Source organism: Phocaeicola sartorii JCM 17136 = DSM 21941 (assembly GCF_054653615.1).
Window position 1 is genome coordinate 3811139 of record NZ_BAAIFW010000005.1, and the last position, 13985, is coordinate 3825123.

Sequence of the window (13985 nt, forward strand, 5' to 3'; positions counted from 1 at the left end):
CCACCCCTTGAAATCCCCTGTCCATCGGAGTTTTAAAGGGATGGGTGGTAGCAGTGGCAGCACTTTTGCAAAACTCCAGGAAGGGGAAAAATAGCGGTGTTTTTAGTTGAGTTATTTTAAATCTTCTTGAAACTCTTGCTTGAGACCGCCTTTTTTCATTTTGCAAATACAATTTCACCTACATGTTCCCCAACAAAGAAACGCGCCATGTCTGACGTTTTGTACCATGCAGGCTTGCCGGCCATATCATCCGATATAACTTTACCGTTTATCTTCAGATTCTCAAAACGAATATTCTTCACCATCCGTTCCTCGTCATAGCCAACGATATGTGAGAGTTCGGCATGATCGCCATTATAGGTAATATCTTTAAAAAGCACATTCTCAATGCCCCTGCCCGGAGCCTTGCAATACTTCTTATTGTAAAATATACGCAGATTCACCAATTGTCCTTGCCGGAAATTCTCGATGCGGATATTCTCGAACCGTACATTCCGGACCAGATTATTATCACCTGCATTGATAGCCAGACAGCCTTGATAATCCACTTGCATTTCCCGATGATCCAAAATATCAATGTTCCGGTAAGTCAGATTCTCCATCACTTCATTCCTATCCACATCTCCGTGTAATCCGATAAAAATAGGGTGCGCCACATCTGCCCACAAGGTAGAATTCTGCATTGTCACATTACGGCATCCGCCATGAAACCCCATACGTGTAGCATACACGGTAGTGCAATCATCGGAGTTACGGCAAAATACTCCATCAAACAAGACGTTGTTGCTGGCAAACACATTCATACCGTCCCCCCACCCATACGAACTGACAGCCTTTACATTGCGGATTGTCACACTGTCCGAACCTCCAGTGGGACATTGAGTTGTGATGAGACCTTCCACATATATATTTCGTGAATTAATAATGCTGATACCTGCCCCACGACCTTCGGGATGCACCTCACCCCGTCCCAGAATTTTCACATCACGGGCATTGACCGCACGGATACATCCACGTACAATGGCCCCACCTGCCACATAGACAGTCTTTCCCGAAGGAACATTGAGTGTATCGCCGGGTAACTGATGTATTCCCGGAGCGAAATAAATCAGATTCTTGTCTTTCAATTTCTTCGGGCGGTTTTCATCTATCGGATTCGCAAAAAGATGAAGATTATGGAAGATGTCTCCATTTACTTCAATGGACAGATTACGCGGACGGTCTAGTGTAAAAGTCATCGTACTGCCGCTGATCCTCGGAGTGATACCATACGACAACGGACGCACCCTACCACTCTTTACTTCTCCTTTATTATAGGTGACGGAAACTTCCACCTGCCCGGAAAAGTCAAAATATCCCATTGAGGCCAGTTCAACATGATGCTTCGTCTGGCGTACTTCATCTACTTTCACCGGATAAACGTCCACCCATTGCCATTCTTTTCCCACTTCGCGGACTTTAACTGTAAAATCCTTTTTTAAATCGGCCCCATCAGGAGCTGGGTAAACAACCAGATGATTCTGTGCATGAAGAATAAAATGGAATCCAACTAATAAATGGACAACCAACAACAATTCTTTTAATTTCATTTATCATTCATTTTTATTGTATTGATCGATTTGGGTTTCAATGTCACCTCTATCTTCTTACCATCTATGACAAAAGTACGGAAACGCGTGTCTTCATCGGAATTATAAGTAACTATAGCCGTTCCATTGTCAGCAGTACGAAAGGCAAGCACATTCTCATGGTCTGACACTTTCAACAAACGGCTGCCCGGTTGTACAAAATGAGACAGATGCTTCATCAGATAAAATTCATCAGTATAACGTACCTGGCGTGTATTACGATCTACAATAACCATTGCATTTTGTGCCCAGTCCCACCAACTCTTACAAGTTTCATCGAGCACCATATTCCAATACATATAAGCCCCCACACCATTATTGAAACAATGGACTACCGCATTCCAAGTACGCTCCAATGCCGACCAGTCATTCTCCGAATTACCACACATATTCTCTGTCTGCATATATCCATACGAAGGGTATTCCTTGTGAATGACAGGAAGCGCTTTCATACCTGTCCATTGCACTCCTACTCCTCTCACATAATCCGATACATTTTTCTGATTCAGAAAAGTGCGGATGTAATCGGGGTTCGGATAATTGACTGTTCCCATCCATATCTCCGTATCCAGCGAATCTTTTTTAAATTGAGGTCCCAGATATTGAGTCACGAAAATGGCCAAGTCCTCTGCTCTCCACGTACACGAAGGCCAGCAAGGTGTCCATGCTATTTCATTTTGAGGCATGAGCATCGAAATAGTGATCCCGTTTTTCTTATAAGCCTGCACATATTTGGAGAAATAAAGCGCGTATGCCTGCAAATATCCTTGCTGCATCTTGAATCCCGTAACATTTCCCAATACATTACGGGCAGGATCAAGACGGTTGTGCCCGATATCGGTGCCCTCAATACCGGAACTTTTCTGCGAATAATGCTCGTTGACTTTCATCCATGCCGGCGGAGTCCAAGGAGAAGCCCACATCTTCAAATCGGGACGTAGCTTCAAAGCCTCCTTTATGTAAGGAATCAGTATAAAACGATCACGGTCAATACTGAAATTACGCATGGTATAATCATCTTTCACATCATTATAAGAATAATAACCAAATGAATAATCACTACAAGCAACAGGAGTACGTCCCAATGAAAAGCGTACTCCCTCTTCGGCAAACAAGGAAGCCATCACTTTATCACGTTCTTCCTGAGAGAGACTTTGAAGCGCATTCCATCCTATTTCATTAAACGTGCCGCCAAAGCCGGTAACATGCTGCAAAAGACTATCCGTATAGACAGATACCTCCGGAGTCTGCGAGGCATGCTTCAAAACTGTTACTTTCTGAGAAGTCCAACGCTCGGATGCAGTGGTGGAATACATCGTTATTTTCTGTGCAGCAACGGTGTTCAACACCCCTGCCACAAATAATAATGAAATAATCTTTTTCATAAAATATCAAATTAATCGTTCGTTTTCTTATTGTTTTTCTGCTTTTACACGCAAAATCGTATATGAGAAGGGTGGAAATTCATAATCAAATTCAGGTCCGAATCCTTTGTATGCAATCTCCTCCGGATAAATCTTTCGGGGTTCTTCGAAGGAATTTTCCTCGCTGCCGTCGGCCGCAGTCAAAGAAATGACCCTTCCCTCCTCTGCTATGTTTTTCGATCCTTTTACCTGAATCGTGGTCAAATAAGCCGCATCAGCCCCATTAACAACTTTAATCACCAATTCTCCTTTTTCTTCATCATAACCGGAAGCAACAAACTGTAACGGCATAGCTTGGGGTACAGAGGACAAGACAAGTTCATTATCCAGATAACATTCATTTTTCATGGATGATACTACCACTTTCACTTCATACCACCTGTCCTTTTCAATTTTTTTGCCGGAATGTTCCGACAACACGCCTTTATCTTTCCCCTTCTCCAACCGGATAAGTTCCGCCCGGTCATTACTGCTCCACATACCTATATTATATCTATATCCGGTCTTACCATCCTCACTCATACCTAAAAAGATTTGAAATCCTTGTTCACCTTCTGTTTTCCTTACTTTAAACTCCAGCGTATAGTCCCCTTCATAGACTTTTTCCGGTAACATGTGGTCTTCTTTTGATAGAATCATATCGCCAAGCAGATCCGTCACTCCGTTTTGTATCACTTTTACATCCTTAAACTCTACAGATGCTAAAGAAGCCCCCAAACCCAGATGTCCCTTACCCACAGATTCGGGTTGGGCTTCATGCATCGTGATGTTGCTTTTTACATTGTAATCAGGCCGGTTCTCCGCCGCCATCTTTTGTACATAATATGAGCTACGCCCCATTACCCGGTCAGAATCAATCCAAATCAAGTTGGTAGCCCAGTTCCTATCATGCCGATTTTCAAATAAAGGTGCATACGAAGCCATTGTAACCAAATCGCCATTTCGTTCCATACCACCGATAAACGCAGCTTCAGACAAAGCTCCCAGCATATTTCCTCCACCAACTCCCCGGTTACAGGCATATTCCCCTACATAAACCGTATATTTTCCCCGTTCATAAGTATCGAACAAAGTTGTGTTACGAAAGAAAAAATACGGATCGACATACCAATGTGGATCAATCATATCCGTTTTGGCTATTGCAGGAGCCCCATCACGTTGTGGCATTTCATTATAAATCAAAGTCAACTGCGGATACTTCTCCTTAATGGCCTTATAGAACAGATCAAAACGACGATCGTATTCCGGTCCCCAGTTTTCATTACCAATCTCCACATATTGCAACGGAAAAGGTTCGGCATGACCATCTGCCGCACGGCGTTTTCCCCATTCCGTAGTCACATCACCCAATGCGTATTCAATGGCATCCATACAATCGTCCAAATAATAGGATATTTTGTCTTCAGGACAAGCATCACCCATACGGAACTGACACCCTAAACCTACATTACATACAAACATGGCTTTTGCGCCTATATCTTCGCAAAATTGCAACATTTCATAATATCCGAAACCATACGAGCAACGGTATCCCCACGTACTATACTCTCCGGGGCGTGCAGCCGGATCTCCTAATGTTTTTTTCCATTCAAAGCGGTTATTCAAAGTAATTCCCTCTACCACACATCCTCCAGGCCAGCGGAAGAATGCAGGTTTCAATCCTACCAACATCTCGGCCACGTCTTTACGCAAGCCATTCGGGCGGTTATTGAAAGTCTTTTCCGGAAAAAGAGAAACATAATCTATCCAAATCTTACCGGGAGCATCAAATTCCAAAGCCAGCTTTGCCTTGGCATCTTTTGCAGCAGACGACAATGTAGCTTTTATATCATTCCAAGTGTTGTCATTCTTCACTTTGAGAGAAGTTTCCGCCAGCACATCTCCTTTCGAAGAAAGTAATTTGGCTGCAACCGTTCCTTTATAATCGGACGAAGTGCGAATAATAACACGGAGATGATAGTTCTCACCGGCACCGATCCCCATTCCCCAGTATCCTTCATTCACCAATTGAATGGGATGTGAAGCATCCGTTAGTGTTATCTCCAAATTATTAGGAGCTGACTGAAATTTCGGACGCTCTTTAGTAAGCCTCATCCGGGCAGCCGCAGTATCCTTCACCAACAAATTCCAAGCACGTACAGGTTCTGTATTCCACTTGAATGAACGATCGTGACGTACTTCTCCGGTCAAGTGATATTTCTCCGGACTGGGAATCAGCTTATCTCCTTCCGCATGATACCCTGCCGGCATCTCATGTTCCTCGAAACTACGGTTCTGAACCAACTCGGCATATAATCCTCCATCACCGGCATGATTAATCTCTTCAAAAAAGACACCATACATTGAAGGAGCTATCCCGACACCTTTCTCCTGAAGGTTAATAACAATCCCTTCCCGTTCTGCCGATGGAAAACTGCATGAAGCAATCGCAGTCCCCAATATACAAGCTGATAAAAGTTGTTTTATATTCATCATAAAAGTCGATTTTAATTATAATACGTTTATGAGACATGAGACACTCAACAGCATAGAAGATAATAAAAAATGAATGCATCAACATTCAATCTCAAAGGAAATAATCTTTGAATCTAAAATTTGACAGCATTCATTGTACAATAAAAAGAGTCATATCATTACTTAAAAATAGAATTTGATGCGACTCTTTTATGTTCAGCTGTTACAATCCGTAACTTTTCCGATAGTTTGTTATTTATCCACTTCCTCCAGATAAAGCACTCTACTTGAGTATTCGTTCTTTTGCGGCTTGTCCACATTATGATTGTAAGGTATTTCCAAACCGTTCGCCATCAAATAAGCACCGCTGAACACTTGTCCTTCAAAACTAAGCGGATATTTATCTATACGGTTCAACTCACGGATACGATAACGGCTTTCAGGATTCAGCCCCGCCATGACTACCCGTGGCAAGTGTTGGTTCATAAAGTGCTCCAGCTTCCACCAATAGAATACCGCCTTGTCTTTTTCCGGCGAAACGTACATCAAGGAAGCTGCCCCCAACTTGTCGTAAGGAGAAAGCAAGCGGTATATGTCCCCCATCTGAACCACCGGACGAATTTCCTTGTACCCGGCAATCGCTTTACGACACAGTTCTTTCTCATCATCCGTCATGTTCTTGGGTTGTATCTCCATGCCCAAACGTCCGCTCATCGCCACGTCAATACGATACTTCAACGGGATGGTACGGAAAGTCTGATGATTGGGTGCAGCACTGATATGTGATGCCATACCGATGGCTGGAAAGAAATAGGAAGTGCCCCACTGCATATAGATGCGTTGCAATGCATCCGTATCGTCGCTTGTCCAAAACTCGTCAAAGTAAGGCAAAAGTCCATAATTGACACGTCCACCACCACTGGCACATGCCTGTATCGTCAGTTCGGGATATTTCATCCGGATTCGCTTGCAGACATTTTCCAGTCCACGATGATAAGCTATATATAAATGGCTCTGTTCATCCTTGCCCAGATAGTTGGAACCGTGATTCAGGATAGACATATTGGCATCCCATTTGATGTAATCTATTTCGGGATAGTTAGTCATCAGTTCGTCCACTACCTTGAACACGAAATCCTGTACCTGCGGATTACCCAAGTCGAGTACCACCTGAGTACCTCCCCGTCCCAGTACCAAGTCACGTTCCGGTGCTTTAATCACCCAATCCGGATGCTTTTCATACAATTCACTTTGAGTGTTCGCCATTTCCGGCTCTATCCAGATGCCAAACCTGATACCCTGCCGCTTAGCCTCATCTATCAGCCCTCCAATACCCGAAGGCAGTTTCTCCTTATCCACCATCCAGTCGCCCAGCGAAGTGCGGTCGGTCTTGCGAGGATATTTGTCACCAAACCAGCCGTCGTCCATCACAAAAAGTTCACCGCCCATAGAAGAAATATCCGCCATCATCTGCTTCATACCGCTTTCGTTGATTTTGAAATAGACACCTTCCCAACTGTTCAGCAGAATCTTTCGGAGCTTGTCACCATTAGCTAGTTTATACGCTCTTGCCCAGCGATGAAAGTTACGGCTACCGCCACTCAATCCTTCGTCACTATAAGTCAATGCCAGTTCGGGAGTCTTGAATACCTCACCGCTTTTCAGATGATAAACGGAGTTGTCTTCGTTGATACCTGCATAGAAATGATGGAATTCACTTTCATCTGTGTCAATGCGCAGTTTATAATTACCTCCGTAACAAAGGGCAGCACCAATCACACGTCCGCTATTCTCACGTGGCTGTCCGTCCAACGAGAACATCACTTCGGCGTGTGCCGTATGCGAATTGCGCACTCCGTCCTTATTCTTTATCACCTTCATACCCGGTTCCAGCGGTTCCTGCACCAGACGCGCCTCGTTTGCCCAAGCACCGTAGAGGCTGGACAGCCAGACATTGCCCTTACGAACGGGAAGATAGGCCGATGCAAACTGGTTCAGCTTCACGTTCTTTTTCTCCTTATGGCTGATTTCCGTCCACGCCTCAATGACGTCCACATCCTGATAGGCTTTATAGCAGAGTTTTACATAAAAAGGATATACTTTGTCTTTTAAAGATATAACTGTTAAATCTGCTTTTTCCTGATGAATAGTTTCCACGCCAATGACTTCCATTTGAAGCGTCATGTTTCCATCCTCATGCTGCACAGACAAAGCAGACTCAGAAGGACAATTCAGTCCATAGACCGGATAAGCGGAAAAACTTCCAGACTCTGTACTAACAACAGCATGTACATCAGCATCAGTAAGTTTTCTACCATAGTACAAAAATTTCAATTCTCCTCCTTGCGGAGTGGAAAGCAATAAAGAGGTATGAGAAGTCGATATTAAGACTTCACTTTCTTGTGCAGACATCGGGAAAACCACTCCTAATAGAAAAAGCAATAGCAAAAGTTTATTTTTCATATTTATATTTTTCAAAAGTAAGATATTACTATTTTGCCACAAAAGAAGAACATAGCCACTTCGACCATGTTCTTCCCTTACCAGCATTAATATCCAGGATTCTGTAATAAAGCAGGATTCAATTGAATCTGTGCTAAAGGAATAGGATACAGGTAGTTCTTGCGGGTCATATTCACTTGAGACGCCGGAATCACAACATAAGCCTGAGAACCGTCATCTATAGTTTCATAACCATAGGTCGTACCAGCAACAGGCAACCAAGCAGACTTTTCTGTATCTCCTACTGTATATTTAAAGTTTACAATCTCAGTGTCCGTACCATCAGCATTCTTCGTAACCACACCTAAGAAATTCTGTTTCAACTCTGTTTCAGCAATTCCCCATCTCATCAAGTCATAAGGACGAAGATTCTCATTACGTAATTCCACCGCACGTTCATTGCGAATCAAATCCAATATAGTCAAACTTCCGGATTTACCGGTGTTAGCCAAATAATTAGCATTAGCCATAGCAACAGATGCATTGGAAATAGCGGCAGAACCTCCACGCTGATGCAATACATTGATTGACTTGTCCAAATCAGCATCCGAAATTGTTCCGTTACCTAATTCACATTTTGCTTCTGCATAAATCAGATAAACTTCGGCCAAACGAAGAACCGGATAATTATATGCTTCATCAGCATCCTGATAGCCATAACGCTCACTGGTCATCTTACGATTAACGAAACCGGTAGGTCCCGTACTTGTAATTTCAGGGTAATAAGGAAGACATGCTGACGGAAAATCAAATGTGGTCACATAATCCGCTTTTGCATAAAGACCCTTGTCCGCACCATTAACCCCCATTTCATAATAAGTCTTTCCCGGTATTTTCACGCATGCAGTCAGACGGGAATCACGATTGTCATATATATCTGTCATCTTGTTGAATCCCTTATAATCTTTTGAATAGAAATAAGGCAAACCATCAGAAATACAAGGAACCATATTCATCCATTTCAATGTAATATTACTGCCGGCATAAGCGTGAGTGATATTCTTTGAACACTTGTTGCTTACAGGATCATGGCATACCTGCAAGATATATTCTTTATTCAAATCCTTCTTATAACCCATCGGATTAGTATTCTCATCTTCCAAATTGAACAAATAGTTGTAGGCTATATTTTCATATACTGTACCTTCCGCACTCCACAAGCTATACTTTTTTGAGGAAATGACCGCATCAGCCAAAGAAGCGGCTTCTGTCAGCATACTTTCCACTGAGGGATAGCCTGACGGCTTCGCACTACCAGCACCTTCCGAAGTCCCATTGCCATCAGTTGTTTCCTTTACATATTTTTCCCACGTAGCTTCAAACAACAATACACGAGCCTTGAAAGCTTGAGCACCTTGCTTGGTCACTTTTCCATCATAAGAAGATTCATCCGGCAAGCCATTGATAGCATCGGTCAAATCCGACAAAATCTGTCCCACCACTTCATAACGAGAATTACGTGCCGCATACAATTCTTCAGAACCTGTTGATAATGTACGTGTAACCAAAGGCACACCGCCAAAACGTTCCAACAACCAAAAATACTGATAGGCACGGAAGAACTTAGCCGTAGCCACGGATGCCGCAATGCTTTCTGTGCCAGTGTACTCCTCAGCTTTCTCAATAACGACATTGCATTTTCTAATTTTAGCATAACACAATGACCAATAAGTATCAGTCTGTCCTGCCGATAAGGTACCTTGAACCGCTTCATTCAGTTCTGATCTTAAATCAGAACCATTATCCCAAATATTATAAACAATATGTGTATATTTAGTTCCATTTACCGTTTCCGAAAGATCCTTAAAGCCATAGAAACTATAGGTTCCATTAGCCGCTGCCTCAAATTGTGCGGCAGTCTTATAATAATTAGCTTCAGTCTGTGTATCCGTTGGTTCCAAATTCAAGAAGTAATCCGAACATGATGTTGAGGCCAGCATCAAAGCTACAGCACTCATCATTAATTTATATCGTTTCATATTTTTAATGTTTTAATGTTAATTATTAGAATGTTACGTCCAAACCTAAAGTCCAGCTACGGTTAAATGGCAAGGAAGTACGTGATGCCGCACTCTTCTCCGGGTCATAACCATCTTTCACTCCCGTTATTTCACAGACATTATCACCCGAGAAGTAAACTCTGATTTTCTCAATATTCCATTTATTCAGCAATGACTTAGGAAGTGTATAACCTACTGCGATATTTTTCATACGGGCATACCATGCGTTCTGAATCGAAGCATCATTATTATTCACATTCCAGTTATTCTTATTATTTTCCAATGAGAGACGTGCATACTCGGCATCTTGATTATCCCACGTCCAAGTATCCAACTGAGTATCAAGAATATTGTTGTAATTACGATAGAATGCACACATATTCATACCACCATTAGAATCAGACAGACCGCGGATCAAATAACGCTGTCCCACTCCCTGAATAAACATGGAGAAATCAAAGTTTTTCCATTTAGCACCCGCATTCACTCCGAACATGAAATGTGGATCTGTATCACCATAGTAATAAACATCACCTGAACCGGTATTTCCTTTACCTTTCGTGGTATCATTGTTCGGATCAAGTATCAATACCTTCTTACGGTCACCAGGACGAAGATGCAATTTCTCATTAGACTGAGGAACCAATCCTAGGGCATTACCGCCTGTACAATTTGCATATTGCTGATAATAAGCATCCACTTCCTCATAGGACTTGAAATAACCGTCTGTCTTATACACAAACAGTGAATTCAACGGATAGCCTTCACGGACTTTAACCAGACCTGCCTGCCATACATCAGTACCGCTATATTCCGTAACCATGGATTTTGCATCAGCCAAAGATGCTGTTACCCAATATTCCACATCTCCTTTTCTGTCATTCCAACTCAATGCTGCCTCCCAGCCTTTCACACGCAGTTTGGCATCATTGGTGGCCGGGGCGGTAGCTCCCAGAACATCGGGATAAGTCAATGCTACCAACATACTGTTGTTCGTCTTCTTATACCAATCAAAACTACCGCTCAAGCGATTGTCCAACAAAGAGAAGTCAACACCAATATTGAGATTATGCAATTTTTCCCAGCTACGTGAATAGTCTGTCATTGACCCCAGATAAGCCGTACTCGCCAAACCTGAATTAAAATAATAAGTTCCTGTAGTGTTCATTGTCGCCAGATAATCATAGTTGCCAAGACTACTAACCGCTCCACCGGTGACACCATAAGAAGCACGGAGTTTCAAGTTATTCAGCCAAAGAGCATTTTCTTTCAAGAATTTTTCTTCAGATATTCTCCATCCGATACTTCCTGTACCAAAATTACTCCAACGATAATCAGGATGGAATTTTGAAGTTCCGTCACGGCGGCCCAACATCTCAAACAGATACTTGCCTGCAAAATCATAATTGACGCGACCGATATAAGAAACATATCCATTCTGGTTAGAGCCACCTGTAATAGTCTGATTCACAGCTTCGGAAGAGCCTGTATTCAAATCATACAACCCGTCATACAACAAGCCTTTGCGTTGGGCTGTCACATTTTTGTACGTATTACGTTCTGCATTGGCACCGATCATAGCAGCTACATTATGAACTTCAGCAAATGTATGATGATAGTTCAACTGCAACAGGTAATTTTCATAGAAAGTACGCTGGATGCGTTCCTTTACATACGTATCCTTCTGCTGGTTTATAGTATTCTTGTTACTTCCATCCCAATAACCTGCATAATAGGTCAATTTCGTTTCTGTCTGTACATTATTATTCTTTGCAAAAGCCCAAGAACCTGTTACATCAAAATCCTTAGAAAGAGTAGCCTTTAATGTATTAGAATAACGGAATGTTTCAAATTCCTGATTGGCAACACCGCCAGCTTGCATAGCAGCCAAAGGAGAACGTCCACTAACATAATAATCATAGTATTCGCCCGATGGTGTATAGGCTGGTCCGGCAGGGCAGTCATACATACCGGAGTTATTACCATCAACACCGTCACGAGGAGCTTCCACATAACGATTACTATAAGACATGTTTGTTGTCAATACCAACCAATTGGTCAAATCAAAATCCACATTCAGACGGGCTGTGTATTTTTTTGCGCCATCGCGTACGGCAGTAATGATGGAACGGTCATTGGCATATCCCATAGATGCCATCCAACGAGCACGCTCACTCGAACCTTGTACACTTAGATTATGCTGTGTGGAAAGTGTGGTGCCATAAATCAAGTCCAACCAATTATTATCAGCAAAATGATGCAGTACACCATCACTTGCCGTCCAGTCAAAATCTTGATTTTCTGCCATTTTATCTATCAGCCAATAAGCTTCCTTGCCATTAACTGCATAACCAGCATTAAAAGGGGCATTCTTCCCATTTTCTTCCAAGGTAGAAAACCACCATTGACCATTCCAATAACGCTGTGTTATAACTTCACCACCATTGCCATCAGATTTTACGTAATCCTGATAAGTAGCATCCACCATAGCATTGGCCCATGTTCTCATATTTGCAAGTGGAATCATATTTGCCGGTGTGTTGGCAGTAATCATACCGTTGTAATTCACTTTTATCTTTTCACCTTTCTTACCTTTCTTCGTAGTCACCAAAATGACACCACCTGCCGCACGAGCACCATAAATAGCGGCAGAAGCATCCTTCAATACAGATACATTCTCAATATCACTTGGGTTCAAAGAACTAAATTCCGTATTGCTAATAGCCGGAACACCATCAATAATAATCAAAGGCTCCACTTTGTTAATAGAAGATGCACCACGAATCTGAATCTTCATATCTTCATTACCCGGACGCGCAGAATTACGTGTAATAGTCAGACCTGGAACTTGCCCTTGTAAACCAATTGCCGTATTAGATACAGGTCTGCTCTCAAGAATATCGCCGCCTACTGATGCCACAGCTCCTGTCAATGTCGCTTTTTTCTGTGTACCATAACCTACAACAACCACTTCATCCAGCACCTCAGTATCCTCCTTCAAAATAATCTTTATAACGGATTTCCCATTCACCGCTACCTCCTGCGTTTTATATCCGATATAGGAAATGACCAACGTACCCTTTGAAGCATCATTCAATGTAAAGTTACCATCAAAATCAGTAATCGTACCATTGGTGGTACCTTTTACCAGTACACTGGCACCAATAACGGGTTCCCCATTGGCATCCACTACTTGACCTTTCACCGTACCAGTCTGCATAGCAGTCTGCACCTCATTCACTTCTGCAAATACAGCCTGCGGGCTACCTGCCAACAAGGCAGAAGCCATCACCGTAGAAAACAAGATTCTTCTCGATGAAAATTTAAAGAATTCGTTTTTCATAAACTTGAAATTTAATATTAACAATTTTATTGTTGTTTGATTATTATATACACTGTTTGATAAACTCGCGCACCTCATGCCGCCCTATCCTTAAATGGTTTTCAACGGTACGATGCGAAAGATTTAATTCCGCTGAAATATCTGAAATAGATTTGTCTTCAAAACGACTCATTGTATAAATGGCCCGACGCTGTGGAGGAAGCAAAGACAATCTGTGTTTCTCACACGCTTCCAAATCATCGGCCACCACACGACGTTCAGTCTCATCAGTATAAGTTGCCGTATGCTCATATAAATAAGAAGTTACTTCCTGCCTCTTATAATAACGACGTAAATAGTCAGTCACCAAATTACGGGCAATAGTAAAAATGAAATACTTAATAGTCTCTGCACAGAGCATCCGGCCGTAGTCCATCAGCCGCACATACACATCTTGCGCCAAGTCTTCCGCCTCTTCTTTATGACCTATCTTATAATAAATATACAGATAGACCGAATGATGATAATTCGTATAAGAGTCCTCTATTAATTGAGTAGATTTCATGGATATGTTCTTCATGTTTTCAGCTTTTAGGGTTACGTTTACAAATGCAAATATAAAAGGTAGAAAAACAAAAAAAGCACTTTTCATGTC

The 13985-nt window shown here is 42.3% G+C and carries 7 protein-coding genes; all 7 read right to left on the reverse strand.

Annotated elements, in window-relative coordinates; all coding sequences use genetic code 11:
- Positions 1-155 precede the first annotated feature (155 nt).
- Complete coding sequence (locus ACYQ0C_RS16165; protein ID WP_016275546.1) at positions 156-1589, reverse strand: glycosyl hydrolase family 28 protein; 1434 nt, start codon at positions 1587-1589, stop codon at positions 156-158.
- Positions 1586-3013, reverse strand: coding sequence for a glycoside hydrolase family 30 protein (locus tag ACYQ0C_RS16170; RefSeq protein WP_016275545.1), 1428 nt, complete (start codon positions 3011-3013; stop codon positions 1586-1588). The genes ACYQ0C_RS16165 and ACYQ0C_RS16170 overlap by 4 nt, the downstream gene beginning before the upstream one ends.
- A gap of 27 nt (positions 3014-3040) precedes the next feature.
- Positions 3041-5524 (reverse strand): alpha-L-arabinofuranosidase C-terminal domain-containing protein, encoded by a 2484-nt coding sequence (locus tag ACYQ0C_RS16175; protein WP_016275544.1) that lies wholly within the window; start codon positions 5522-5524, stop codon positions 3041-3043.
- 234 nt (positions 5525-5758) lie between these two features.
- Complete coding sequence (locus tag ACYQ0C_RS16180; RefSeq protein WP_016275543.1) at positions 5759-7969, reverse strand: alpha-galactosidase; 2211 nt, start codon at positions 7967-7969, stop codon at positions 5759-5761.
- 86 nt (positions 7970-8055) lie between these two features.
- Positions 8056-9987: a RagB/SusD family nutrient uptake outer membrane protein gene (locus ACYQ0C_RS16185; protein ID WP_016275542.1), complete on the reverse strand. Its 1932-nt coding sequence runs from the start codon at positions 9985-9987 to the stop codon at positions 8056-8058.
- A gap of 25 nt (positions 9988-10012) precedes the next feature.
- Entirely contained in the window at positions 10013-13351 is a 3339-nt protein-coding gene (locus ACYQ0C_RS16190) for a SusC/RagA family TonB-linked outer membrane protein (protein ID WP_016275541.1), read from the reverse strand.
- Between the two features lie 43 nt (positions 13352-13394).
- Positions 13395-13910, reverse strand: a complete 516-nt coding sequence (locus tag ACYQ0C_RS16195; protein WP_016275540.1) for a sigma-70 family RNA polymerase sigma factor — start codon at positions 13908-13910, stop codon at positions 13395-13397.
- Between the last annotated feature and the right edge of the window lie 75 nt (positions 13911-13985).